Consider the following 26,445-nt stretch of genomic DNA (forward strand, 5'->3'; position numbering starts at 1 on the left):
TTATTTCTTTTTAAATGGTAAACCTAGTTCTGTCAATAAAGACTTCGCTTCTTTATCGGTTTTTGCCGTGGTTACAAATGTAATATCCATACCTGATATTTTGTTCACTGTATCGATATTTATTTCAGGAAAAATAATTTGCTCAGTAATTCCTAAGTTATAATTACCTCTCCCGTCAAAACCAGTGGCCTTAATTCCGTTAAAATCACGCACTCTTGGTAAAGAAGCGGTGATTAATCGATCTAAAAATTCATACATACGCTCACCTCTTAAAGTAACTTTGGCGCCAATAGGCATACCTTTACGTAATTTAAAAGAGGCAACATCTTTCTTTGAAATGGTTGCAACGGCCTTTTGACCTGTTATAGTGGTTAACTCATCAACAGCGTGATCAATTAATTTTTTATCAGCAACAGCTGCACCTACACCTCTACTTACTACAATTTTAGTAAGTTTAGGCACTTCCATTTTATTTTCGTAACTAAATTCTTCCGTAAGAGCAGAAATGACCTTGTCTTTATACTCTTGTTTAAGTCTTGGTACGTAGCTCATAACTAAATTAGTTCATTAGATTTTTTAGAAAATCTCACTTTCTTTTCTCCCTCCATTTTAAAACCTACACGTGTAGTTTCTCCATTTTTATCGATAAGAGATAAATTTGAAATATGAATAGGAGCTTCTTTCTTTTGAATCCCACCTTGTGGATTAGAAGCACTAGGCTTCTGGTGTTTAGAAACCAAATTGATTCCTTCCACAATGGCCTTCTGTTTGTCAACCAATACCTTTTGCACCTTACCTTCTTGACCTTTATGATCTCCAGCAATTACGCGTACGGTATCTCCTGATTTTATTTTAAGCTTTGTCATTTTTTCTGTATTAAAGCACCTCTGGCGCTAATGATACAATTTTCATAAATTGCTTATCGCGTAGTTCCCTCGCAACTGGGCCAAAAACACGAGTTCCTCGCATTTCACCAGTTGGATTTAACAACACACAAGCATTATCATCAAAGCGGATGTACGAACCATCTGCTCTACGAACTTCTTTTTTGGTACGCACCACTACTGCGGTAGAAACAGCTCCTTTTTTAACGCTTCCGTTAGGAGTAGATTCTTTCACACTTACCACAATTTTGTCTCCAACAGAAGCATAACGCTTCTTGGTACCTCCCAATACACGGATAGTCAAAACCTCTTTGGCTCCAGTATTGTCTGCTACTTTTAATCTAGATTCTTGTTGTACCATAATTACTTAGCTCTTTCTATGATTTCTACTAATCTCCAACATTTAGACTTACTCATAGGCTTAGTTTCCATAATCCTAACCGTATCTCCTTCGTTGCAGTCATTTTTTTCATCGTGCGCTACGTATTTCTTCGTTTTTAAAACGAATTTTCCATACATAGGGTGTTTCATTTTTTTCACTTCAGAAACCACAATAGATTTCTGCATTTTGTTACTAGTAACAACACCTATACGTTCTTTTCTTAAATTTCTTTTTTCCATTACTCAGCAGAATTATTGTAATTCTCTTTTTGTGATTTCTGTTGCTATACGTGCAATACTTCTTCTCACGTTTCTTATTTGCGCCGGGTTATCTAAAGGCGTGATCGCATGAGCCATTTTCAAGTCTCTGTACGATTGTTCTTGTATAGCCAATTGCTCTTGCAATTCGGCCACCGATAATTCTTTTACTTCTGATTGTTTCATAACTCAAAAATTATTCTTGATAATCCCTTGCAACAATAAACTTAGTTCTTACAGGCAGTTTTTGAGCCGCTAAACGCAAGGCTTCTTTGGCTGACTCCTGAGGAACCCCTCCTATTTCAAATAAAATTCTTCCAGGTTTCACAACAGCTGCCCAATACTCTACATTACCCTTACCTTTACCCATACGTACTTCTAATGGCTTTTTAGTAATTGGCTTGTCTGGGAAAATTTTAATCCAAATAGACCCTTCTCTTTTCAAGTATCTTGTTGCTGCAATACGCGCAGCTTCTATTTGACGTGCTGTCACGAAGCTAGAATCTAATGATTTGATTCCAAAAGTACCGTTTGAAAGTCTATGCCCTCTTCCGGCATTTCCTTTCATACGACCTTTTTGTTGCTTTCTATATTTCGTTCTTTTAGGCTGTAACATTTCTCTTAATTTAAAAAATTACTTTCTACGACGTGATTTGTTACCACCTCGTCCAGATCCAGATTTACCTCCTTGCTTTTTAGACATTCCTACAAGCGGAGATAATTCTCTTTTTCCGTATACTTCGCCTTTCATGATCCATACTTTTACACCTAATCTACCATAAGTAGTGTGGGCTTCAACTAAAGCATAATCAATATCGGCTCTAAAGGTTGATAAAGGTATTCTACCTTCTTTGTAGGCTTCACTACGTGCCATTTCAGCACCGTTTAAACGACCTGAAATCTGCACCTTAATACCTTCAGCATTCATACGCATTGCAGCAGCAATAGCCATTTTAATTGCACGACGGTAAGAAATTCTATTTTCTATTTGTCTTGCAATACTCGCCGCTACTAAATGAGCATCTAGTTCTGGTCTTTTAATTTCAAAAATATTAACCTGAACTTCTTTTCCAGTAATTTTCTTAAGCTCTTCTTTCAACTTGTCTACCTCTTGCCCCCCTTTACCAATAATGATACCTGGTCTGGCCGTTGTGATAGTAACGGTTACAAGTTTAAGCGTACGCTCAATAATCACTCTAGATACACTAGCTTTAGAAAGACGAGCATGGATATATTTTCTAATCTTATCGTCTTCAGCTAATTTATCGCCGTAGTTGTCTCCTCCGTACCAGTTAGATTCCCATCCTCTGATGATACCAAGTCTATTCCCGATTGGATTTGTTTTTTGTCCCATACTACTTCTTAGCTTTGTGTATTATTTTTAGACCCTAAAACCATAGTTACATGATTTGATCTTTTTCTTATTCTATGTGCTCTTCCTTGAGGTGCCGGTCTTAATCTTTTCAACATACTACCACCGTCAACTCTAATTTCTTTAATATAAAGTTCTGCATCTTCTAGACTCGCCTCTTCATTCTTGGCTTGCCAGTTTGCTATCGCAGACAACAAAAGTTTTTCTAAACGAATAGATGCTTCTTTTGTGTTAAACTTTAATATTTGAAGCGCCTTTTCTACACCTTCACCACGTACTAAATCTGCTACTAAACGCATTTTTCTTGGCGAAGTAGGGCAGTTATTTAGCTTTGCGAAAGCTACTTGTTTCTTAGCTTCTTTAATTTGCTCTGCTCTTTCTTTTTTACGAACTCCCATAGCTTCAATTATTTTTTACCTTTATTTTTAGAACCTCCGTGCCCTCTATAAGAACGAGTTGGTGAAAATTCTCCTAATTTATGACCCACCATATTCTCTGTCACATAAACTGGTACAAACTGTCTACCGTTATGCACCCCTATAGTCTGGCCTACAAAATCTGGAGTTATCATCGAAGCTCTTGACCACGTTTTGATAACAGTCTTTTTTCCAGACTCTACATTTTGCGCTACCTTTTTCTCTAACTTATAGTGAACGTAAGGTCCTTTTTTTAATGAACGTGCCATATCTTATTATTTCTTTCTACGTTCTACAATAAACTTATTACTCGCTTTGGTTTTAGAACGAGTTCTATAACCCTTGGCTGGTATACCTTTTCTAGATCTTGGATGACCTCCTGAAGCTCTACCTTCACCACCACCCATTGGGTGATCAACTGGGTTCATAACAACTGGTCTAGTTCTAGGCCTTCTTCCTAACCAACGCTTTCTACCTGCCTTACCAGAAACCAACAATTGATGATCACTGTTTGATACAGCACCAATAGTTGCCATACACTCACTTAAGATCAACCTAATTTCTCCTGAAGGCAACTTTACCGTTGCATACTTACCTTCTCTCGCAATCAATTGAGCAAACGCACCTGCACTACGAGCCATCACAGCTCCTTGACCAGGTCTTAACTCAATACAAGAAATCACAGTACCTAAAGGAATTTCCTTTAAAGGCATTGCGTTTCCAATTTCTGTGGCTACATCGCTTCCAGAAACTAAATTCTGACCTACCTGTAAACCATTTTGAGCAATTACATAACGTTTCTCTCCATCTTGATAGTTCAATAATGCAATAAACGCAGTTCTGTTCGGATCATACTCGATTGAAGCAACAGTTGCAGGAATACCCGCTTTGTTACGTTTAAAATCGATAATACGATAACGTTTCTTATGACCACCACCTCTATAGCGCATAGTCATTTTTCCTTGACTGTTTCTACCTCCTGTTCTTTTTCTCGGAGCAAGTAAACTCTTCTCCGGCTTATCAGTAGTAATGGCGTCATACCCATTAACTACTCTAAAACGCTGACCAGGAGTGATTGGTTTTAATTTTCTAACCGACATCCTTTAATTCTTAAAGATTAGTATATAAATCTATTGTCTCTCCGTCTGCCACCTGTACAATTGCTTTTTTATAAGCATTTGTTTTACCAGTCACGACACCCGTTTTAGTGTAACGAGTTTTTCGATCTGGACGGACAATCATTGTGCGAACTTTTTCAACTGAAACGCCATAAGCAGACTCTACTGCGTCTTTTATTTCAATCTTGTTCGCCTTTTTATTCACCACAAAAGCAAAGCGATTATTCAATTCGCTATCATTAGTTGCTTTTTCTGTAATAATAGGTTTTATTAAGATACTCATAACGCTTATTTACTCAAATTCTTTTCAATTTCTTCTAACGACTCCTCAGTCAACACAACTTTATTTGCGTGCATTAATTTGTAAGTGCTTATTTCTGAAGCAGTTACAACTTCTGAAGTTTTTAAATTACGTGATGACAAATATACATTTTTATTTGTTTCACCCAATACTATCAATGATTTTTTATCATTTAAGCCTAAATTAGCTAAAAAGCTTAAAAAATCCTTAGTTTTTGGTTTATCAAAATTAAAATCCTCAACAACCATTAAGTTGTTAGATTTTACCTTTTGAGAGAGTACAGATCTTCTGGCCAAACGCTTAAGGTTTTTATTCAATTTAAAACCATAATTTCTTGGTCTAGGTCCAAATATACGGCCACCCCCTCTAAAGATTGGCGACTTAATACTACCCGCACGGGCCGTACCTGTTCCTTTTTGCTTCTTAATCTTACGAGTACTTCCTACAATTTCGGCTCTTTCTTTAGCCTTATGTGTACCTTGTCTTTGATTCGCCAAGTACTGCTTAACATCTAAGTAAACAGCGTGCTCGTTAGGCTCAATTCCAAAAACAGCATCAGAAAGGTTTGCCTCTCTACCTGTTTCTTTACCTTGTTTATCTAAAACTGCTACTTTCATTATTTCTGAATAGTTACGTAAGCGTTTTTGTGGCCAGGAACACATCCTTTAACTACTAGCAGATTTTTTTCTGCTACCACTTTTAACACTTTAAGATTTTCTACTTTCACTCTTTCGCCTCCCATTTGACCTGCCATACGCATTCCTTTAAAAACACGCGCAGGGTAAGAAGCCGCACCAATCGATCCTGGAGCTCTTAAACGGTTATGTTGACCGTGCGTTTGTTGCCCAACACCACCAAAACCGTGACGCTTTACAACCCCCTGAAAACCTTTACCTTTAGAAGTTCCTACTACATCAACAAATTCTCCTTCTGTAAAGTGCTCTACAGTAATTTGATCACCTAATTTGTAATCTTCTTCAAATCCTTGGAACTCGACAACTTTACGTTTTGCACCAGTACCTGCTTTCTTAAAGTGACCTGCAGCCGCTTTTGTAGTAGCTTTGTCTGATTTGTCATCGAAACCAAGTTGAAGAGCTTCATACCCGTCAACCTCGATGGTTCTGACTTGGGTAACTACACATGGTCCTGCTTGAATAACGGTACACGGAATATTTTTTCCGTTTTCGTCAAAAATGCTGGTCATGCCTATTTTCTTTCCTATTAACCCAGACATAATTATTATTTATTATTAAACATTTATATTAAAAAAATTTAGGGGCTAGAAAAATATATCTAACCCCTAGACTATATTCTTCCGTTTTTCCCTCGCTCGCAGCTCAGGACATGTTACTATCACTTGTAATCAAGTAATAGCTTGGTAAAATCATTAAACTTTAATCTCTACCTCTACTCCACTTGGAAGCTCTAATTTCATAAGAGCATCAATTGTTTTAGAAGATGAGCTATAGATATCTAATAATCTTTTATAAGAACTTAACTCGAACTGCTCACGCGCTTTTTTATTCACGTGCGGCGAACGCAACACTGTAAATATTTTTTTATGCGTAGGTAATGGAATTGGTCCCGTTACCACAGCCCCCGTAGTTTTAACTGTTTTTACAATTTTCTCAGCAGATTTATCTACCAAGTTGTAATCGTAAGATTTTAATTTTATTCTAATTTTCTGACTCATGTTTCCTTGATATTAGTCGTTAGCTCCTTTTGCTGCTTTGATTACTTCTTCAGATATATTTGAAGGAGTTTCAGCATAGTGAGAAAATTCCATTGTAGAGGTAGCTCTACCTGAAGATAAGGTTCTTAATGTAGTTACATAACCAAACATTTCTGCTAATGGCACTTCGGCTTTAATAACTTTTGCACCAGATCTATCAGACATATTGTTAACTTGACCTCTTCTTCTGTTTAAGTCACCTACGATATCTCCCATATTTTCTTCTGGAGTAACCACTTCGTTTTTCATAATTGGCTCAAGGATAATAGCACCTGCTTTTTTAGCTGCCGCTTTATATCCTAATTTAGCCGCCAATTCAAACGATAATTGATCAGAATCTACAGGGTGAAATGATCCGTCTTTTAAAGTAACCTTTAAAGTATCCATTTGGAAACCTGCCAAGGGTCCGTTTTTCATCGCTTCTTCGAAACCTTTTTGAACCGAAGGAATAAATTCTTTTGGAATTCTACCTCCTTTAATTTCGTCTACGAACTGAAGACCAGTACCTTCGAAATCTTCATCAACAGGCCCCATTTCAAATACGATATCTGCAAACTTACCACGACCACCAGACTGTTTCTTATAAACTTCTCTATGTTCTGCGGTTTGTGTAACAGCTTCTTTATACTCTACTTGTGGCTCACCTTCGTTAACCTCTACTTTAAATTCTCTTTTTAAACGATCTACTAATATTTCAATATGCAATTCTCCCATACCTGAAATAATAGTTTGCCCTGAAGCTTCGTCAGTTTTTACCTGAAAAGTTGGATCTTCTTCAGCTAATTTAGCCAAAGCCATACCCATTTTATCAACATCAGCTTTTGTCTTTGGCTCTACTGCAATACCAATAACTGGCGCAGGGAAAGTCATTGATTCAAGCACAATTGGATTATCCATATCGGTAAGGGTATCACCGGTTTTAATATCTTTAAAACCTACTGCAGCCCCAATATCACCAGCTTCGATACGATCGATAGGCTCTTGCTTATTGGCGTGCATCTGATACATTCTTGAAATCCGCTCTTTTTTACCAGAACGATTGTTTAATACATAAGAACCAGCATCCAATGCTCCTGAATAAGTTCTAAAGAATGCCAAACGACCTACGAAAGGATCGGTTGCAATTTTAAATGCTAAAGCAGAAAAAGGAGAATCTACATTAGGCTTACGCACTTCTGCCTCTCCAGTTTCAGGATTAGTCCCTTCGATAGCATCGATATCTACTGGTGATGGTAAATAACGCATTACCGAGTCAAGCATAGCCTGAACTCCTTTATTTTTAAAAGCCGAACCACACATCATTGGTATAATAGACATGTCAATTGTAGCTGCTCTTAAAGCTGCAATAATCTCATCTTCGGTAATAGAGTTTTCGTCTTCAAAGAACTTCTCCATTAACTCTTCGTCATATTCAGCAACAGCTTCAACTAGTTGAGCTCTATACTTATCTACATCATCAACTAATTCAGCAGGAATCTCGATTTCTTTATAAGTCATACCGAAGTTATCCTCATCCCAAATAATTGCTTTTTTAGAAATAAGATCAACCACTCCTTTAAAATCAATTTCATCACCGATTGGCACTTGCAAAGGAACAGGATTACCTCCTAACATTTCACGCACTTGGTTACAAACGTTAAAAAAATCTGCACCCTGTCTATCCATTTTGTTCACAAAACCTAGACGCGGTACACGATATTTATCAGCCTGTCTCCATACGGTTTCCGACTGTGGCTCAACACCATCAACTGCACTAAATAAAGCCACAACACCATCTAAGACACGCAATGAGCGCTCTACTTCAACAGTAAAGTCAACGTGACCTGGCGTATCGATAATATTTACTACATATTCTTGATCTCTATAGTTCCAGGTACAGTGCGTTGCAGCAGAAGTAATGGTAATACCACGCTCTTGCTCTTGCTCCATCCAGTCCATAGTTGCAGCACCTTCGTGTGTTTCACCTATTTTGTGATTTACACCAGTGTAAAACAAAATACGCTCTGTGGTAGTTGTTTTACCCGCATCAATATGCGCTGCAATTCCTATATTTCTTGTAAATTTTAAATCTCTTTGTGCCATTGTTTTTTAGAATCTAAAGTGTGAGAATGCTTTGTTTGCTTCGGCCATTCTGTGCGTATCTACTCTTTTTTTAACCGCAGCACCTTCTTCCTTAGCAGCAGCTAAAACTTCTGCAGCCAATTTTGCCGCCATCCCTTTTTCATTACGCTTGCGCGCAAACATAATCAACCACTTCATAGCGGTTGAAACTTTTCTATCTGGACGAATTTGCATAGGTATTTGAAATGTAGCTCCACCAACTCTTCTACTGCGCACTTCTACGTGCGGCATTACGTTAGATAAAGCGTCTTTCCATAGCTCTAAAGCCGATTTTTCTTCGTCTTGCTTTTTTTCTTCTACAATATCAATTGCATCATAAAAAATCTTAAAAGCGATTGACTTTTTACCGTCCCACATCATCATGTTAACGAACCTAGTTACTAACTGGTCATTAAACTTAGGATCTGGTAAAAGAGGTCTCTTTTTTGCCTGTCTTTTTCTCATGTCTTCTCTTAAATAAGTTAATTGTTAACGGTTATTGTTAATGGATAAATGTATTTCTCAACTTTTAGCGATTAACAAATAACTTTTACTTTTTAGGGCGTTTTGCTCCGTACTTTGACCTACGTTGCGTTCTACCTTCTACTCCGGCCGTATCTAATGCTCCACGAACAATATGATATCTAACCCCTGGTAAATCTTTTACCCTTCCACCTCTAACTAATACTATCGAGTGCTCTTGCAAATTGTGTCCTTCTCCTGGGATGTAAGCATTTACTTCTTTACCATTGGTCAACCTTACCCTAGCTACTTTACGCATAGCCGAGTTTGGTTTTTTTGGCGTAGTGGTGTAAACACGCGTACAAACCCCACGTCTTTGAGGACAAGAATCCAAAGCAGCCGATTTAGACTTCTTAGTTATTTTGGTTCTTCCTTTTCTTACTAATTGTGAAATTGTTGGCATAATTTCTTTTACACTAATTATTAAAATATTAATTCCCGTTTTTTCGGGTTTGCAAATGTAAAAATTAATTTCAAAAAAGCAAATTATAATCGATTAATTTTCAATACAATTGTACTTTGCATAAACAAGTTTATTCGATTAATTTCGTTATCCTAAAAAGCACCGATAAAAAAATAAGTGAATCGCACCTTTATACAAATAATACTTCTACTGTTAATAAGCTGTCCTTTTGGTTTTTCACAAACAACAGTAAAAGCTTATATTTTAAACACAGTAATCTCTAAAGCAAAATCGGATACATTAGAAGTGCTACAAACAAAATCCGTAAAGGAACTAAAAAGAGTTTTAAACCAAAGAATAACCAACCTCCAAAAACAAGGCTATATAGATGCAGAATTCAACTTTTTAAAAGCACAAAAAAACAATACCTATATATATAGATTAAAAAAAGGCAAGCAATTTGAATACATACATTTAAAAATAACAGACAGTCTAGCGTTGGATTTAGCCGAATGTGATTTAAAAATTTTCAACAAAACAATTAAACTACCAATAGTTGGTTTAGAAGAACAACTCACAAAAATAAACAACTGTTTAGCCAATAAAGGCCAGCCTTTTTTACAAATACAAATAATCAAGATTCAAAAAAAGGACAACAACCTATTTGCCGCACTTCAATTAAATTCATCTAAAAACAGACAACTCGATGAAATTATCATAAAAGGCTACTCCAAGTTTCCCAAATCTTTTTTAAAACATCGCTTACAACTTATTACAGGAGTGAATTTCAACAAAGAAGAGATTTTGGAGAAATACAAACAAATCCAGCAATTAAATTTTGCCTCAAGCATAAAACCACCCGAAATTTTATTCCAAAAAGACAGTACCAAGCTATATCTATTTTTAAACAAACAAAAACAAAACGAATTTGATGGCTACTTAGGATTTTCAAATGAGGATCAAGGGAAATTTAATTTAAACGGCTACTTGAATTTATCATTACTTAACAATTTTAATCAAGGGGAACGAATAGATCTCTCCTATTTAAATAATGCCGAATCTCAATTAGAATTTAAATTAGCAACAGAACTTCCTTATCTATTTAATTCTCCAATTGGTATTAATCTACGTTTTAACTTACTTCGAAAAGACAGTACTTTCACACGAAACACTTTTGGTGCCCAAATAAATTATAGTATTAAAAACTGGAAACCCTATATAGGCTACACCTCTATTAAGTCAAATCAGACCCAGTCAATCCCATCTTTTTCACAAAAAATAAATCTTAGCAACTACAACGCTAAATTCCTTCAAATAGGTGTTCGCCTCGACGCAAACCAAAGAAAAGATTTTTTCACCCCGCCCAGTTATCTAAACCTAAGCACTTCTTTTGGCTCACGAAAAGCAACCATCAATAGTTCTCAGCAAATTTACACGCTACAACACCAGCACTTCTTACCAATTGCAAAACGTAGCGGAATTCGCACCCATCTAACAGCTCACTATCTTGAGAGTAAGGACTATTTTATTAACGAATTGAGCTTTTTTGGCGGAATTAACAGCTTTCGCGGTATTGAAGAAAACAGTTTAACGACAAATTTTTACGCCATACTGCAAACCGAATACCGTTTCAAATTCGCCTCTAACTTTTATTTACATAGTATTTTAGACTATGGCCTTTACACACCCTTACCTAATTCTTCGTTAGAAAATCTAACCAGCCTAGGTTTTGGTTTAGCTTTAAACACCAAAGCAGGTAAACTAGAGTTAATGTTTGCTAATGCCAAGTACCCCGGCACAGGCTTTAAATTTAGAAATACATTAGTACACCTCCGTCTTCAAAGCAGGTTTTAAAACCCTCCTATTTCTTGCTTACTCAAAGTGTTAAAAATTAATTTTAGTAAAAATAAGTTGCATTATTAAGTATTTATTAAGATTTTTGACGTTGGCTAATTCAAATAAATTACAAAATGAAAACAAAGTTTAGTGGAATTTTGACGCTATTTCTAGCGTTTATGGTGCAACTATCGTTTGCCCAACAAAAATCAGTTTCCGGAACGGTTACCGACGATACCGGTATGCCGTTACCAGGAGTTAACATTATTATTAAAGGAACGTCTTCTGGTACTCAATCAGATTTTGATGGTAATTACAGCTTAAATGCTACCCAAGGAGATGTTTTAGAATTTACTTACATTGGTTTCCAAACTCAACAAGTTACTGTTGGTGCGGCAAACACTTACAATGTATCTATGAAAGCAGGTAACGAATTAGATGAGATCGTTGTAACTGGTTACTCAAGCATAGACAAAACAAAGTATGCGGGTTCTATTTCAACCGTTAAGGCTGAGGCATTAGAGTCTGTGCCAATTCCTTCTTTTGACCAAGTATTACAAGGTCAAGCAGCAGGTCTTCAGGTTTCTGCAGGTTCTGGTCAACCAGGTTCATCTGCACGTGTTAGAATTCGTGGTAACGGATCTATTAATGGAAACAACAACCCATTATACATCGTAGACGGTATTCAAATTTCGGCTGGTGATTTTTCTGCCTTAAACTCAAACGATTTTGACCGAGTAGATGTATTAAAAGATGCAAGTGCAACCGCTCTTTACGGATCTCGTGGAGCAAACGGTGTAATTGTAGTAACTACTAAGAAGGGTTCTTTCTCACAGGCTACTACTTTCAACTACAAATCGTCAATTGGTTTTTCTGAAATTAGCGAACCTCGCTTTGAAATGATGAACTCTAGCCAGTTATTAAATTTCCAAAGAACTATCAATCGTGGAGTTGGGGCTGGTTTAACCGATGCTCAAATCGCTGAGTTGGCTCAGGTAAATACTAACTGGAGTGATCAATTCTTTAGAACTGGTACCGTAAATACTCAAGAATTAAGTATGAATGGTGGTAATGAAAACACCCGATTCTTTAGCAGCGTACAATACTTAGATCAAGAAGGTTTAATCAAGCGTTCTGGATTACAGCGTTTTACTTTACGTAATAACTTAGAGCACAGACCAAACGAAAAAACACAAATTGGTTTAAACACCCAGTTAGCGTTTACCAAACAATCTAGAATTGACTCGGAAGGTTCTGTTACCCTACAAAACCCTTTTGCGGCCGCATATTTAGGATCACCTTACCACCCAGTATATGACGAAAACGGAGATTTCGCAACTGGTGGAGGACGTGTAGGTCCCAATGCATTAGAGCACTTATTAAGAAGTGATAACGATCGTCTAAGAACTAAGATTGTAGCTTCTGGTTTTGCCAAGAGAGAAATCTTTGACAATGTAACCGCTGGAATCAACTTAGGAGTAGATTATGAGCAGACTAACGTTGTTCGATTTACAGACCCTAACACAGAATACGGTCGAACTACTACCCCTGGAAATGCAGGACGTTATAACGAAGCTAACTCTTACGAAGCCAATATTACTTCTACTACCAACATAGGTTATGCGAATACTTTTAACGAAAAGCATGATTTCAGTTTCGATGCTTACATAGAATATTGGAAAAATCATTATAGATCTAGTAGCTTTACCGGCTACGGGATCAATGAACTATTAGTTGGTTACCCAGCTGGTATCACTGCTGGTACTCCAGAGAACGAACTTATCCCTACCGTAGGTGGTACGGATTTTGAAGAAGGTTTATTCTCTTATTTCGCAATTGCTGATTACGGTTACGATGATAGATTTGGTATCGGTGCTTCGATCAGACGCGATGCTTCTAGTTTATTTGCTGATTCAAACAAATGGGCAACTTTCTGGTCTGTAGCAGGTCGTTGGAACATTAGTGAAGAGGCTTTTATGCAAGATGTAAGCTTTGTTGATAACTTAAAATTCAAAGCTAGTTATGGTACTGCGGGAAATAAAGATGCGATTACCGCTTTCCAATATGCTACTGGATACGGACAAGTATCTTATGCAGGTCAACCAGGATTTGCCCCTACCAACATTGGTAACCCAGATTTAAGATGGGAGGTTTCCAACCAATTGAATACTGGTTTTGATTTCGATTTATTCGACTACAGATTATCAGGAAGTGTTGAGTATTACAACAATTTAACTACTGACTTATTTATCCTTCAAAACTTAAGTGCTACATCTGGTACTACCTCTATTCTTACTAACGGGGGAGAAATGAGAAATGCAGGTGTTGACTTATCATTAAACTATAATCTTTTAAGAGGTGAAGGCCGTGATGAGGTAAACATCAACTTAAGTTTTAATGGTAACTATAACAAAAACGAAATTGAAGATCTTGGGCAATTCAAAGAGTCTGAGCAAGGTACTTCAATTATCCGTGAAGGATTGCCATTAGGAACTCACTATGTTGTAGGTTGGGCTGGAGTAAACCCAGCAAACGGTCAGCCATTGTATACGGACAAAGACGGTAACGTAACCAACGTATACTCTGAGGATAACGCTAGAGCAGATTTTGGAAGCTTTAACCCTGAGTACACTGGTGGTTTTGGTGGAGATATTTCTTACAAAGGTTTCACCTTATCTACCTTGTTCACATTCCAAGCAGAATACTACCGATTCAACAACCAAACTTTCTTCCAAGAAAATCCTAACTTTGCACAGTACAACTTAAGTACTAAAATGTTAGATATGTGGCAACAACCTGGTGATGTAACCGAAGTACAGAGCTATCTTTACAACAGAGAGTTTACCTCTAAAGATATTGAGGATGCATCTTTCTTAAGATGGAGAAACGTAACTTTATCTTACAACTTCTCTGATGACGTAGTAGATGCTTTAAAATATTTCAAAGGAATCCGCGTTTATGGTATGGCACAAAACTTAGCCACTTGGACCAAGTTTACAGGTTTTGATCCTGAAGATGATAACAATATCGCACAGTACGAATACCCTACTCCAACAACCATCACTTTTGGTGTAGACTTAAAATTTTAATCTCCTATGAAAAATATATTTAAATTTAAATTAATTTTATTGGCCATTCTTACTATGGTATCTTGTAAAGATGCTTATGAGGTTGAGCCAAAAGATGAAGTGTTTGAAGAGAACGCTTTCAATACTGTTGATCAGTTAGAGACCGGTTTATACGGAGTGTATAGCGGTATATCTGGATCTGCATTAATCGATTTTACCTCAAAGTTTGTTGATGACTTAACAATCGCGGCTTCTAACCGTGGACAGGGAATTCAAGTATTCACATGGTCAATCAACTCAGGTACAAATGAGCCAGAATCAATCTGGAATAATTACTATGTTGTAATTAACCGTGCTAACCGTATCTTACGTGCAGCAGAGGGAATTGAAGCTACTACAGAAGCAGAGCAAGAGAAAAAAGACCGAATTATCGCTGAATTGCACGCTATTCGCGGATTTGCGCACTTCGATTTAATGCGTCTTTATTCTGCAAGCTACGAGCCTAATGCTGAGTCAGTGCCAATCGTAGACCGTGTTTGGTTATACGAGCAGCCGGCTAGAAACACTGTTGCAGAAGTAGCAAAATTTATTAGCGATGATTTCAAAGCAGCACAAGATCTCTTTGCTACTTTACCTGCCTCTACAGACATCAACAGAATGTCTAGTTTAGCAGTTACCGCTTACCAAGCTCGTTTGGCTTTGTATACAGGAGATTTACCTGGAGCCATCAATTTTTCTACAGAAGTAATTAATAACTCTACTTTAGCTAATTCTCAAACTGAATACTTAGGTATTTGGGCAGATGAATTCACTAGTGAAACTTTATGGCAATTAGCCAGAACACCTGGTCAAGGAACAATTGGTACTATATTTACCGATACCAACGGAGATGTTTTCTTTAATGTTTCTGAGGAAATGTTAAATACATTAAACAACAATGATTGGACTGATGACCATAGAACATTTGCTGTATTAGATACACAAAACTTTGATCCTGCCAACCTACAAGTTGGAAAATACTTAGGTTCAGAAGCTAATCCATTTTTGAATAACATCAAAATGATTAGAACTTCAGAAATGTATTTAATTCGTGCAGAAGCATATGCTAGAGATAACCAATTAGGTTTAGCCTCTGCTGATATGGAAACTTTAAAAAATGCAAGGAAAGACATCACTGTAACCGTGGGTTATGCTTCTAAAGAAAATGCTTTAGCAGATATTTTAGAAGAAAGAAGAATTGAATTGGCTTACGAGGGACACAGAATGTTTGACTTGAGAAGATATGACTTAGGTGTAGACCGTTTACCTAACGATTGTGATAACGCTGCTGGAGCTTGCTCATTAGATAGCGGTGATTATAGATTTGCTTTACCAATTCCACAATCTGAGCGTTTTGCAAATGATAACATTTCACAAAACCCAGGTTACTAAAAAATTAAAACTATGAAAAAATTATTTTTATTATTATTTGTAGCTTCATTCGCATTTGTTTCTTGTGATGAGAATGAAGATCCACAAACTTATCAGGGTGATAGTTTAACCTATTTTACTGATGGAACAACAAGTACATTTTTTGTTGAAGAAAATGCTACTGAAGGGTATAAAATTCCTGTTGGTGTAACCGACAAAGCTGCTACCGACAGAACTTTTACCGTTAGTGTTGATGCAGACCTGACTACTGCTACACCAGACCAGTATAGCGTTGGTACTTCTTTTGTGATTCCTGCAAACGAGCACATTGGATATATTGAAGTACAGGGAAATTATGACAATATTGCATTAGAAGGTTCTATTCTTGCTTTAAAATTAGAAAGCATAGAGGGGTCTAATATTGCAGATTTCGACAATGTATACCAATTGAAATTAAGTCAGTTTTGCCCATTTGATATCGCATTAGAATATAACGGCACTGCCTCTATTGTAGGTCAAGGTCCTGTAAATTCTTACGATGTTGAATTGGTTCCTACTGGCAACTTAAATGAGTACAACGTAGCCACTATTTGGGGAGACTTCGTAGCTGCGGCGACAGGAAATCCTGATTACGCAGGAGAATATCAATATTCAGGTGTTTTAAGCATCGATTGTTTAGCAGAAGTAACCTACTCAAGTGACGAAGGAGGTTTACCTGGAGGTACCGGTACTTATAATGAGGCGACAGGTAATATTACTATTATCTTAAATCAAGAATTGTTTACCAATCCTTTCCAAGTAGAGGTTGTGTTAACACCAAAAAACTAAGAGTATTTCTCTAACGGTTTTAAAAGGGCTAATCAAAGTGATTAGCCCTTTTTTTTATTTACATTTTCGTTTTTCTAAAAAAAATCTTAAATTGTGCAAAAAAATTTTATGAAATTAAATAAACTACTATCACTGGGTTTTGTTTTAAGCTCTGGTTTAGCTTTTTCTCAAACAGCAAGCGAGGTAAGAGAAATTCAGAAACAAAACCAACCAATTAAAATAGAATTAGCTCAAGAACTTGCAAACAATCTTGAAGCTAAAAGAAATGAAGCCAGAAAAAAAGCTGAAAGTTTTGGTATTTCTACCGATAAATTAGAAAACAACAAACGCTATAATTTAGTAGGTTTTGAAAACGGTAAACCTATTTACCGAACTACACATAACCTCGATGCAGCCACGTCAACCCGTGCTAATTTTCTATGGCAAGGAGGCGCTTTAGGATTAAATATAGAGGGGCAAAACATGACCATAGGAATATGGGACGGTGGTCGAGTACGTAAAGATCATCAAGAATTTGCTACCGCTTCAGGCTCTAGAGTTGTCTTAGGAGATGCCACGCCATTTAATCAAGATGAATTTGATTCACACGGTACACACGTAGGAGGTACCATGGCTGCGGCAGGAACAAATCCTAACGCTAAAGGTATGGCTCCCCAGGCTACTTTAGTATCTTACAATTGGACCTCAGATTTAAGCGAAGTAGACACAGAAGCACAAAACGGCCTCTTAATTTCAAACCATTCTTATGGTATTCCAGTAAACGATGGTGGAAGTCAAAATGCTCCTACTTGGATGATGGGTTGTTATGACACCCAGGCCCGTTTATGGGATTTAAAAGCTAATGCCTACCCTTATTACTTAATGGTAGTATCGGCTGGTAACGACGGACAATCGAGTTACCAAGGCGGTTTAAAGGCTGGATATGATAAATTAACTGGAGAGAAGAATGCCAAAAATAACCTAGTAGTAGGAAATGCACAAGACGCAAGTGTTGATCCGAGCAGCGGTGAACTTTTATTTCCTGTTTTTATTAATTCAGGAAGTAGTCAAGGACCATCTGATGATGGACGTATAAAACCCGATGTTGTAGGAAACGGCACCCAATTATTTTCACCTGTTGATGCTTCTACGGCCTCTTACGCCACTTTCTCAGGAACTTCAATGGCTGCTCCAAATGTTGCCGGTACGTTAACTCTAGTTCAGCAATATTACAATCAAGAAAAAGGAAATTTCATGTTATCTTCAAGTTTAAGGGCGCTTGCAATTCATACCGCCGACGATTTGGGTAACACAGGACCAGACGCCAGATACGGATGGGGATTAGTAAATGCAAAAAAAGCAGTTGAATTAATTCAAGATTCTCAAACAGACAATGCAAGAATTGAAGAAGTTGATCTTGACCAAGGAGAAATTTATACTTTTACGGTAACCAAAAACCCTAATCAAGATCTACGCGTTACAATTGCATGGAACGATCCGGCTGGAAATGCCAAAGATGGGCAACTAAATAGCCCTACTCCTGCCCTTGTGAACGATTTAGATTTACGTGTTACCAACCAAACTACCAATACTACTTTATTGCCTTATCGTTTAAACTTAAGTAATGTAGCTGCACCTGCCACTTTAGGTGACAATACCGTGGATAACGTTGAGAGCATCCTAGTTGAAAGTACAGACGCAAATACCTATGAAATAAAAGTAACGCATAAGGGAAATTTGAGTGGAAATAGCCAAATGGTAAGTATAGTTGTTTCTGGAGTTGATTCTACTAGTCTAAGCGCAGAACAGCTTACTCTTTCAGAAGATATTTCAGTTTGGCCAAACCCTGTACGTGGAGCTAGCGATATAAATATTGCTTTAGGAGACAATATTAATGCTAATGCCCAAGTAAAATTATATGACTTACAAGGAAGATTAGTAGCCAATAAAGATTATTTAAATACTAATGGTAACCTAAAGTTATCTACAGAATCACTACAACGTGGTGTTTATATTTTACAAGTTAGCGTTAAAGGTAATAATTACCAACACAAGATTCTTGTGGAATAAAACCTATTTAATTTAGTTTATAAAAATAGGGTTTGAGTAAATCAAACCCTATTTTTGTTTTTTTAAAGATATTAAAATGAGTACAATTATATTTGGCATACATGCCGTACACGAGGCAATTAAAAGCAATCAAACCCTAGACAAAATTTTTGTAGATGCTAACGTCCAATCAGCAGGAATTAAAGATATCTTAAAGTTAGCCGAAAATGCCAGTGTACAAATTGCCTACGTACCTCATCAAAAAATAGACAAATTAGCTAAAGATGGTAATCATCAAGGAATCGTAGCAAAAATTTCACCTATACGATTTCATAGTCTTGAAGCTATATTAGAAGAAAATCAACAAACAGAAAAACCAAAATTGTACTTAATTCTAGATGGGGTGTCAGACGTACGTAACTTTGGAGCTATTATTCGTACGGCAGAAAGTGTTGGGGTTGACGCTATTATTTTCCCCAAGCAAGGTAGTGCATCTATAAATGAGCAAATGGTAAAGACCTCCACAGGTGCCATATTTAATATTCCATTATGCAAAGTAGATCACATTAAAGACGCGTTATTTTATTTAAAATCTTACGGTGTGAAAACCATAGCGGCCACCGAAAAGGCTTCTAATTTGGTATATGAAATGAATTTAAAAGATTCTATAGCCATAATTATGGGAAGCGAAGGAAAAGGCATATCTAAGGCCGCTTTAAAAATGAGTGACGCTAAAGTAAAACTACCAATATATGGTGAAACAAGCTCGCTTAACGTATCGGTTGCTTGTGGCGCTATTTTATATGAAGTTGTTCGCCAAAGGCTCTAATCATAAGTAGTTGTAGTAAACCAGTTCTTGGCATCAGCTGAATTTTCTTTTTCTATGCCTTTTTCTATACCTTTTTCTGATTCGATTTTTGCATCTTCCTTGTTAGTTTGAGGAGGCTCGCTTGGTACAAAATTCCCGTCGGCATCAAAATGTTGCATAAAAGAATCTTCTTCTTCATTGTAATCAGGCTTTTGCCAATCATAAACTGGTGGTTTTTGAATTACGCGAGACTTAAAAAAAAGAGCGAGACTCAAACCAGCTATAAAACCAGCCAAATGCCCTTCCCAACTCACCCCGCGTTCACCCGGAAAAAGACCCCACACTAAACTACCATAAACAAATACCACCAAAAGAGCTAAGGCGATTAACCTATAATGCTTAGACCAAATACCTTTAAAAAATAAAAAACTAGCCAACATATAAATGATTCCGCTTGCTCCTATGTGTACGCTTCCTGATTTTCCCAACAACCAAGTTAACATACCAGCGAGAAAAAATCCGTAAAGAACAACTTTACCTGCTATCGGCTTGTAGAAGTATATAAGACTCATTAATAATACAAATAGGGGAATACTGTTGTTGTACAAATGATTTATGCTTCCGTGGATAAAAGGAGCACACAAAACACCCACCAATCCTTTTAAAGATTTTGGACCAACCCCGTAAGTGTTTAAATTGACATGAAATTTTATTTCAAACCAATAAATGATCCACAATAAAAGTACAGTGAACAAGGGAATAGCCAAAGTCCCGAGGGACCAAGATTGAGATTCTTTTTGATTTTGCATACAGAAAGGTAATCAAATTTTTAACCAAAAACTTATTCTAGTAATATTGTCAGTTACTTTTGTACTTTTGCATTATGAACACACCATTAGCCGAACGCATACGTCCACAGAATTTAGAGGATTATATCAGTCAGCAACATTTAGTGGGGCCACAGGGTAGCCTAACACAACAAATTAAGCAAGGTATCTTGCCTTCTTTATTATTTTGGGGTCCGCCTGGAGTGGGTAAAACCACGCTTGCACAGATTATTGCACAAACAGCTGATCGACCTTTTTTTACTTTAAGTGCAATAAATAGTGGTGTGAAGGAGGTGCGAGAGGTTATTGAAAAAGCCAAAAAGCAAGACGGATTGTTCACGACCAAAAACCCTATTCTATTTATAGACGAAATACATCGCTTTAGCAAATCACAACAAGATTCATTATTGGGGGCGGTAGAAAGAGGTATCATCACTTTAATAGGCGCGACCACAGAAAATCCAAGTTTTGAGGTAATACCCGCATTGCTCTCTCGCTGCCAAGTATATACGCTTAACCCATTTAGCCAAGACGATCTTAAAGAATTACTCAAACGGGCCCAAGAGAAAGACGAATATTTAAGTAAAAAATCCATTGAAATAAAAGAGTATGACGCTTTATTTCGAGCGTCGGGCGGAGATGCACGAAAATTACTTAATATCTTTGAGTTATTGGTCAGCAATTCTACCGAAGATCCGGTGGTGATTACTAATGCTTTAGTAAGCCAACAAATACAGAGCAATCCTGCTAGGTACGATAAAACGGGCGAACAACATTATGACATAATTTCGGCTTTTATAAAATCTATACGTGGTAGCGATCCCAACGCAGCTGTTTATTGGCTAGCTCGGATGATTGAAGGTGGCGAAGATGTAAAATTTATCGCCAGACGCTTAATAATCTCGGCTAGTGAAGACATTGGGTTAGCGAACCCGACCGCTTTAATTCTAGCGAATAATACTTTTCAAGCCGTGAGTACGGTAGGTTTGCCAGAAGCCAGAATTATTTTAAGTCAATGTGTAATCTACTTAGCTACATCGGCAAAGAGCAATGCCAGTTATATGGCCATAAATAAAGCCCAACAGCAAGTGAAACAAACCGGAGACCTACCAATACCTTTACACTTACGCAACGCACCTACAAAGCTGATGAAAGACTTAGGGTATGGTAAGTCGTACAAGTATGCTCATGATTACAAAAACAATTTTATAGAGGAAGAGTTTCTTCCAGACGCCCTTCAAGGTAAAAAATTTTACGATCCTGGGGAAAACACTCGCGAAAGCTCTAATTTAAAATTTTTAAAACAGCGTTGGGGTAATAAGTACAATTATTGACTTATTGCAGTGAGTATTATTTTTTTTTGTTTACCCGTTTGCATATTAAAATATTCAACAATTAAATCTTGATTGGTATCGATTTTTAAACTTCCATTTATATCAGCCGAGTTAAAAAAGTACAGTTTATCTGAATTTTCTGTAATAACTGCTTTTCTATTTCCTTCCGCGTCAAGCAATAAATAGCCTACCTCAATTTTTTGTAATTGATATTGTTTACCTTCCCAATTATATTGATTGGCAAATTGTTTTTTAATCGATTGCTTTTCTTGTAGTCGAGTTTTATGCTGTTTATCTAGTTGTAAAGGTTTATAGGTGTATCTATATCCGGCAAATTTATCAAAAGCATCGCGTAAAGCCTCTTGATGTGCTTTATCAAATTTTTTCTCTCTACTACTGCCCTGAGCTTTATAAACAATTTGATTTCGACAATCATAAAACACCAGTGTAACCTCTGTAGTAAAAGCAAACATACCTCCTTGAGTTAAAACGCTAGCACGTAAATTTAGGCAAGGATCTTGTTGAGCCGCTATTGGTAAAGTTTCATTATCCATAAAGACATTAAAACCGTGCTGCTTTAACAAGTGTCTCGTAAGTGAGGATAGTAAATACTCATTTTCTTGTTTAGCCGAATCGAACTGAACCGGAACAATAACATTTTCATAAGCATTTAATTTTCGAATCTCGCTTTCTTGTGCTTTAACTGAAACAAAATATATCGAAAAAAATAGTAGTGCTAAAAATTTTAATTTCATAAGTATTGTTTAAAAGAATTGTTTTAATTCGTTAAAATGTAAAATTTTATTCCCAGTATGAGGAGTTTTATTTTCAGGATCAAATAGAATAGACTTTAGGCCAAAAGATTCTGCTCCCAGTATATCGGCTTCTAAATTATCGCCAATCATAATACTCTGTTGTTTTTCTGCATTGGCCTTATTCAAAGCGTGCTCGAATATGGCCGGATTGGGTTTTTTAACGCCTACGTCTTCCGAGGTAGTCAAAGTAGTAAAATAATGGCTTAGATTAGAGCGCTTTAATTTTATAGCCTGCACTTCTTTAAAACCATTAGTAATAATATGCAACCTCAACTCTTTTTTTATTAATTCTTGTAACATTTGTTCTACACCGTCAAAAAGATGATTGTTCAATGGCAAATGCTCGATATACGCTTGAGACAAAACGTGAATCAAATCAGGCTCTATAGTGTAACCCGAAGCTAGCATCGCTTCATTTAATCTATTAAAACGCAGATCTTCCTTACTTATTTTTTCTTCTCTAAAGAGCTTCCAATATTTAAAATTGATAGGTACATAGTGCGTTAAGAAATGTTCTAGATCGACAGGAACCCTATTTTTTTTAAATATATCTTGAAAAGCTAAGGCGGAATTCTTCTCAAAATCCCACAAGGTATGATCTAGGTCAAAAAATACATCTTTAATCATTGGTTTGTAATTTTTCTAGAAGGGATAAATACTTTACTTGTTCATCCCACGGATCTAATAGTGCGTTTTCTATTAAACATAAAAATTTACCGTTTACCTCACGTACTTTGCTATTTAAGTTGTCAATTCGCACTTTTATATCAAAAAAAGAGAACTCTTGAAAACAAAGACTGCTTAATGCATATGGATGAATGGTCAAAGGTGAAATCCTTTCGAAATTAATATCATAATATAAAAAAGGTGTACATGTTCCCGCTCTAAAGCCAGGATGTTTCGGGTACCCCATAGAAAAATCCTGACTAATTTCTAATTTATCTAAATTGTTGTAAAATTGCGGCAGGTTGACTCCATATTGAAAACTTAAAACACGGGACAAAGGAGTATTTACAATATTTTCCCATCTTTTCTTTTCCTTTCGTAAAATCGCTAATTTATCAAGTGCATCAAAACCAGGCAACAAACCTAAAACGCCATAATCACCCATAGACTTTATAAGCGCCTGATAGCTCAATTTGTGAAAACTTATATTTTTATTTTGCAATGAAAAATCAGATAACTGAAAAAAAAATGTCCACTGCATTTTATGCAATCTAGCCCGTTCAATAAGCCTATCATAAATGTCGTAAGGATCACTTTGTAAAAAAATTAAAGTTTTAATTCTTTCAAGGCTCGGTTTAAACTGCAATTTAACAATATCTCTTACCAACGCGCCTAATGTTCTTACAATACCTTTCTTTTTATACTTAAATACTTCTTGCACCACCATTATTGAGCTTGCTTGGTAGGTTCTTTGAAGTGGTAATTTTTTCTCGAAGCGGTTTTCAAGTAGATCTCTAAACTTTAAAGTCCATAAATCTATGACGGGCAATTCTAAAAAATCTTCCTTGAAGGCTAAACTTTCCTGAAAAGGAAATCTTCCTAGCTCATCTTTCACATGAGGCAAATATTCTTCATATCGACTAAGTAGAAAGAAACTGGCTGCAAAAATATCAAAGGGCACATCACTATCTTGAGTACATTTAAAAAAACAAGGTAAGCCCTCCCAATCTCCCATATTTATTTCAATATCTTGAATGCCTTGCTGATCAAGTAAATCGTGTTGCTGTACAAAAAACTCATTTCCCAATTTTTTTTTACCGTAAGAGATTTTCAACCCTGGATGAGCGATAAACTCTTCAATCTTTGAAGTAAACTGAATTTCATAACCTAATATAGAATTGAGCAGGTGCTTAAATGTATATGAAATTCGGGGAGTAAGTGTTTTTACATAAATTAAAAACATGGGCTATTAAATAAGTCCTTCATTAGCGAAGCTAAAGTAAGCATTTTCGGTTACAATGAGGTGATCTAGTACTTTTATATCTAAGCTCTCACCTGCTTTTTTAAGTTTTAGGGTCAAGTTTTTATCAGCCATGCTAGGCTTTAGATTCCCAGAAGGGTGATTATGCGCCAAAATTATACTCACTGCATTTTCTTCTAGAGCCTTCTTAAACACTAAACGTACATCTACTAAAGTACCAGTTATTCCGCCCTTGCTCAATTGAAATGTACATAAAACTTTATTGCTGTTACTTAAAAACACTACCCAAAATTCTTCGTGCCCTAAATCACCTATTAAGGGCTGCATCAAATCAAAAACAGAATCGCTTGAGGTAATTTTAACCCTTTTTTTTGGCTCCTCTGCTCTTCGTCTTCTACCCAATTCTAAAGCAGCCACAATACTAATTGCCTTTGCTTCTCCTATACCCTTGAATTTCATGAGTTCCTTAACGGATTTTTTCCCGAGAAGGCCCAACTCATTCTGACTAGCTTGCAGAATTCTTTGCGATAAAGTTACGGCACTTTCTTCTCGATTACCAGAGCCAATCAGAATGGCCAAAAGCTCGGCATCAGAAAGGCTTGTCTTGCCTTTTAACAAGAGTTTTTCTCTAGGCCTATCAGATTCTGCCCAATATTTAATTGAAAAGGAGGTAGATTCAGTCATGTGTAATTAGATAAGTATCTAAATTACAGCATAAAACTAAGATATCCAAGCCTTTACTTCTTCAAAATCAAGCCCTCCGTAATTTCCACTGCTCATGAAGAGAACCGCATGATTCTTAAAAGAATATTTTTTTAAAAATGCCTTAAAGGCTTGTGGATCCGTGTAAACTTTCAAGTTTTTATGTCTAAAAGCACTTTCAATAGCTCTAGCATCAATCTGAGGTAAACCTTTTAAGGCCACGGCTTCGGGCGAATAAAAAACCACGGCCTCATCGGCAGCATCAAGTGTGTGGGTATACTGAGTTAAAAATTCGGCATTTAAACTGCTGTAAGTATGTAACTCTAAACAAGCCAATATCTTCTTGTATTTATATTGTTCTTTTATAGCTTGAGTTGTTGCCTTAACCTTAGAGGGACTATGTGCAAAATCTTTAAAGGCCACACATTTTGTATTTTCTGCAATGCGCTCCAATCGTTTTGAAGCACCTTTAAAACTAGCAATGGCTTCATAAAAATCTGACTCATCAACACCCATATGTTGACAAACCCATTTAGCACCAGCCAGGTTATTAAGATTATGTTTGCCAAAAACCGCTACTGGCATAGGGCCTTCGGGAGTATCAATAAGGGTTTCTCCATCCTCTATATTATACAAAGGTGATTTATAAGGCTGTTTTCGCGTAGGATTTTGTGCGGCTTCTGCAATAGCTTTTACTGCTTCATCTTCCTCATTATAAATTAAAATACTTCCGGGTACCATTGTTTCGGTAAAACGACTGAATTGCTCTTGATAATTTTCTTCTGTAGGAAAAACATTAACGTGATCCCAAGCTATTCCACTTATCAAAGCAATATTAGCCTTATACCAATGAAATTTCGGTTTAAGATCTATGGGTGAAGATAAGTACTCATCACCCTCTAGCAAGATAAAATCGTTTTCTTGAGTTAGATGCACCATAGTATCAAAACCTTCAAGTTGTGCCCCAACCATAAAATCTACTTCTTTTTCGTGGTAATGCAAAACGTGTAAAATCATTGAAGTGATAGTTGTTTTACCATGGCTACCTCCTATAACCACACGAGTTTTGTTTTTGCTATGTTCATATAGAAACTCTGGATAAGAAACAATTTTTAAGCCCAATGTCTTCGCTTTTTGAAGCTCTGGATTATCTTTTTTGGCGTGCATCCCCAATATAACCACATCTATTGCTGTAGTAATTTTTTCAGGAAACCAGCCCATCTGTTCTGGTATTAAATTGGCTTTTTGCAACCTCGACTTACTGGGTTCAAAAATAGCATCATCACTACCAGTTACTTTTTCTCCTTTTTGATGAAGTGCTAATGCCAAATTGTGCATAGCGCTTCCGCCTATAGCTATAAAATGAATATGCATA

At 36.6% G+C, this 26,445-nt stretch carries 30 protein-coding genes; 7 read left to right on the top strand and 23 right to left on the bottom strand.

The window, feature by feature from the left end; genetic code table 11:
* The 17 genes from rplE to rpsL form a co-directional block, all read right to left on the bottom strand.
* Positions 1 to 552, bottom strand: a complete 552-nt coding sequence (rplE, locus tag ACFSQ0_RS02105) for a 50S ribosomal protein L5 (protein ID WP_147860657.1) — start codon at positions 550 to 552, stop codon at positions 1 to 3.
* Between the two features lie 2 nt (positions 553 to 554).
* Complete coding sequence (rplX, locus tag ACFSQ0_RS02110; protein WP_379043440.1) at positions 555 to 866, bottom strand: 50S ribosomal protein L24; 312 nt, start codon at positions 864 to 866, stop codon at positions 555 to 557.
* Positions 867 to 876: 10 nt separating this feature from the next.
* On the bottom strand, positions 877 to 1,245 hold the full coding sequence (rplN, locus tag ACFSQ0_RS02115) for a 50S ribosomal protein L14 (protein WP_147860659.1): 369 nt from the start codon (positions 1,243 to 1,245) through the stop codon (positions 877 to 879).
* Positions 1,246 to 1,247: 2 nt separating this feature from the next.
* Positions 1,248 to 1,505: a 30S ribosomal protein S17 gene (gene rpsQ, locus ACFSQ0_RS02120; protein WP_147860660.1), complete on the bottom strand. Its 258-nt coding sequence runs from the start codon at positions 1,503 to 1,505 to the stop codon at positions 1,248 to 1,250.
* Positions 1,506 to 1,517: 12 nt separating this feature from the next.
* Positions 1,518 to 1,709: a 50S ribosomal protein L29 gene (gene rpmC, locus ACFSQ0_RS02125; RefSeq protein WP_147860661.1), complete on the bottom strand. Its 192-nt coding sequence runs from the start codon at positions 1,707 to 1,709 to the stop codon at positions 1,518 to 1,520.
* A gap of 10 nt (positions 1,710 to 1,719) precedes the next feature.
* Complete coding sequence (gene rplP, locus ACFSQ0_RS02130; RefSeq protein WP_147860662.1) at positions 1,720 to 2,139, bottom strand: 50S ribosomal protein L16; 420 nt, start codon at positions 2,137 to 2,139, stop codon at positions 1,720 to 1,722.
* Positions 2,140 to 2,157: 18 nt separating this feature from the next.
* Positions 2,158 to 2,877 carry a 30S ribosomal protein S3 gene (rpsC, locus tag ACFSQ0_RS02135; RefSeq protein ID WP_147860663.1) on the bottom strand — a complete coding sequence of 240 codons (720 nt, stop codon included), beginning with the start codon at positions 2,875 to 2,877 and terminating at the stop codon, positions 2,158 to 2,160.
* A gap of 8 nt (positions 2,878 to 2,885) precedes the next feature.
* Positions 2,886 to 3,293 carry a 50S ribosomal protein L22 gene (rplV, locus tag ACFSQ0_RS02140; RefSeq protein ID WP_379043447.1) on the bottom strand — a complete coding sequence of 136 codons (408 nt, stop codon included), beginning with the start codon at positions 3,291 to 3,293 and terminating at the stop codon, positions 2,886 to 2,888.
* Positions 3,294 to 3,301: 8 nt separating this feature from the next.
* Positions 3,302 to 3,580 (bottom strand): 30S ribosomal protein S19, encoded by a 279-nt coding sequence (gene rpsS / locus ACFSQ0_RS02145; RefSeq protein WP_147860665.1) that lies wholly within the window; start codon positions 3,578 to 3,580, stop codon positions 3,302 to 3,304.
* A 6-nt stretch (positions 3,581 to 3,586) separates the two neighbouring features.
* A complete protein-coding gene (rplB, locus tag ACFSQ0_RS02150; RefSeq protein WP_379043450.1) occupies positions 3,587 to 4,411 on the bottom strand; it encodes a 50S ribosomal protein L2 in 825 nt (274 codons plus the stop codon).
* Between the two features lie 10 nt (positions 4,412 to 4,421).
* Entirely contained in the window at positions 4,422 to 4,712 is a 291-nt protein-coding gene (gene rplW / locus ACFSQ0_RS02155) for a 50S ribosomal protein L23 (RefSeq protein WP_147860667.1), read from the bottom strand.
* A gap of 5 nt (positions 4,713 to 4,717) precedes the next feature.
* Positions 4,718 to 5,347 (bottom strand): 50S ribosomal protein L4, encoded by a 630-nt coding sequence (gene rplD / locus ACFSQ0_RS02160; RefSeq protein ID WP_379043453.1) that lies wholly within the window; start codon positions 5,345 to 5,347, stop codon positions 4,718 to 4,720.
* The gene (gene rplC / locus ACFSQ0_RS02165) at positions 5,347 to 5,964 is read right to left on the bottom strand and encodes a 50S ribosomal protein L3 (RefSeq protein ID WP_379043456.1); all 618 of its coding nucleotides are present in this window, start codon (positions 5,962 to 5,964) and stop codon (positions 5,347 to 5,349) included. The genes rplD and rplC overlap by 1 nt, the downstream gene beginning before the upstream one ends.
* A 153-nt stretch (positions 5,965 to 6,117) precedes the next feature.
* Positions 6,118 to 6,423 carry a 30S ribosomal protein S10 gene (rpsJ, locus tag ACFSQ0_RS02170; protein ID WP_147860670.1) on the bottom strand — a complete coding sequence of 102 codons (306 nt, stop codon included), beginning with the start codon at positions 6,421 to 6,423 and terminating at the stop codon, positions 6,118 to 6,120.
* A gap of 12 nt (positions 6,424 to 6,435) precedes the next feature.
* Positions 6,436 to 8,544 carry an elongation factor G gene (gene fusA / locus ACFSQ0_RS02175; protein WP_379043459.1) on the bottom strand — a complete coding sequence of 703 codons (2,109 nt, stop codon included), beginning with the start codon at positions 8,542 to 8,544 and terminating at the stop codon, positions 6,436 to 6,438.
* A 6-nt stretch (positions 8,545 to 8,550) separates the two neighbouring features.
* Complete coding sequence (gene rpsG, locus ACFSQ0_RS02180; protein ID WP_379043462.1) at positions 8,551 to 9,027, bottom strand: 30S ribosomal protein S7; 477 nt, start codon at positions 9,025 to 9,027, stop codon at positions 8,551 to 8,553.
* Positions 9,028 to 9,112: 85 nt separating this feature from the next.
* Positions 9,113 to 9,487 carry a 30S ribosomal protein S12 gene (rpsL, locus tag ACFSQ0_RS02185; RefSeq protein WP_117157697.1) on the bottom strand — a complete coding sequence of 125 codons (375 nt, stop codon included), beginning with the start codon at positions 9,485 to 9,487 and terminating at the stop codon, positions 9,113 to 9,115.
* A 177-nt stretch (positions 9,488 to 9,664) separates the two neighbouring features.
* Between rpsL and ACFSQ0_RS02190 the strand changes: the two genes are divergently transcribed.
* From ACFSQ0_RS02190 to rlmB, 6 genes are all read left to right on the top strand, one after another.
* Positions 9,665 to 11,341, top strand: a complete 1,677-nt coding sequence (locus ACFSQ0_RS02190; protein WP_379043465.1) for a hypothetical protein — start codon at positions 9,665 to 9,667, stop codon at positions 11,339 to 11,341.
* Between the two features lie 116 nt (positions 11,342 to 11,457).
* Positions 11,458 to 14,412, top strand: coding sequence for a SusC/RagA family TonB-linked outer membrane protein (locus ACFSQ0_RS02195; RefSeq protein WP_379043468.1), 2,955 nt, complete (start codon positions 11,458 to 11,460; stop codon positions 14,410 to 14,412).
* Positions 14,413 to 14,418: 6 nt separating this feature from the next.
* A complete protein-coding gene (locus ACFSQ0_RS02200) occupies positions 14,419 to 15,822 on the top strand; it encodes a RagB/SusD family nutrient uptake outer membrane protein (protein WP_379043471.1) in 1,404 nt (467 codons plus the stop codon).
* A 12-nt stretch (positions 15,823 to 15,834) separates the two neighbouring features.
* Complete coding sequence (locus ACFSQ0_RS02205) at positions 15,835 to 16,629, top strand: hypothetical protein (RefSeq protein ID WP_379043474.1); 795 nt, start codon at positions 15,835 to 15,837, stop codon at positions 16,627 to 16,629.
* A 108-nt stretch (positions 16,630 to 16,737) separates the two neighbouring features.
* Positions 16,738 to 18,678, top strand: coding sequence for a S8 family serine peptidase (locus ACFSQ0_RS02210; protein ID WP_379043477.1), 1,941 nt, complete (start codon positions 16,738 to 16,740; stop codon positions 18,676 to 18,678).
* Positions 18,679 to 18,754: 76 nt separating this feature from the next.
* Positions 18,755 to 19,486 carry a 23S rRNA (guanosine(2251)-2'-O)-methyltransferase RlmB gene (gene rlmB, locus ACFSQ0_RS02215; protein WP_379043480.1) on the top strand — a complete coding sequence of 244 codons (732 nt, stop codon included), beginning with the start codon at positions 18,755 to 18,757 and terminating at the stop codon, positions 19,484 to 19,486.
* Here the strand turns inward: rlmB and ACFSQ0_RS02220 are convergent.
* The gene (locus ACFSQ0_RS02220) at positions 19,483 to 20,274 is read right to left on the bottom strand and encodes a rhomboid family intramembrane serine protease (protein ID WP_379043483.1); all 792 of its coding nucleotides are present in this window, start codon (positions 20,272 to 20,274) and stop codon (positions 19,483 to 19,485) included. The genes rlmB and ACFSQ0_RS02220 overlap by 4 nt on opposite strands.
* Positions 20,275 to 20,348: 74 nt before the next feature.
* Here ACFSQ0_RS02220 and ACFSQ0_RS02225 point away from each other — a divergent pair, with 74 nt between their 5' ends.
* Entirely contained in the window at positions 20,349 to 21,626 is a 1,278-nt protein-coding gene (locus ACFSQ0_RS02225; protein WP_379043485.1) for a replication-associated recombination protein A, read from the top strand.
* Here ACFSQ0_RS02225 and ACFSQ0_RS02230 read toward each other — a convergent pair.
* From ACFSQ0_RS02230 to ACFSQ0_RS02250, 5 genes are read right to left on the bottom strand one after another with little or no spacing between them, the layout of a single operon-like run.
* Positions 21,620 to 22,381, bottom strand: coding sequence for a hypothetical protein (locus ACFSQ0_RS02230; protein WP_379043488.1), 762 nt, complete (start codon positions 22,379 to 22,381; stop codon positions 21,620 to 21,622). The genes ACFSQ0_RS02225 and ACFSQ0_RS02230 overlap by 7 nt on opposite strands.
* 9 nt (positions 22,382 to 22,390) lie before the next feature.
* Positions 22,391 to 23,068, bottom strand: coding sequence for a YjjG family noncanonical pyrimidine nucleotidase (locus ACFSQ0_RS02235; protein WP_379043491.1), 678 nt, complete (start codon positions 23,066 to 23,068; stop codon positions 22,391 to 22,393).
* A complete protein-coding gene (locus ACFSQ0_RS02240) occupies positions 23,061 to 24,350 on the bottom strand; it encodes a DUF7033 domain-containing protein (RefSeq protein WP_379043493.1) in 1,290 nt (429 codons plus the stop codon). The genes ACFSQ0_RS02235 and ACFSQ0_RS02240 overlap by 8 nt, the downstream gene beginning before the upstream one ends.
* Positions 24,351 to 24,356: 6 nt before the next feature.
* Complete coding sequence (gene radC / locus ACFSQ0_RS02245) at positions 24,357 to 25,052, bottom strand: RadC family protein (protein WP_379043496.1); 696 nt, start codon at positions 25,050 to 25,052, stop codon at positions 24,357 to 24,359.
* A gap of 36 nt (positions 25,053 to 25,088) precedes the next feature.
* Complete coding sequence (locus ACFSQ0_RS02250) at positions 25,089 to 26,444, bottom strand: UDP-N-acetylmuramate--L-alanine ligase (RefSeq protein WP_379043499.1); 1,356 nt, start codon at positions 26,442 to 26,444, stop codon at positions 25,089 to 25,091.
* Between the last annotated feature and the right edge of the window lies 1 nt (position 26,445).

This window comes from Mesonia sediminis, from assembly GCF_042684705.1.
Classification (GTDB): Bacteria; Bacteroidota; Bacteroidia; order Flavobacteriales; family Flavobacteriaceae; genus Mesonia; species Mesonia sediminis.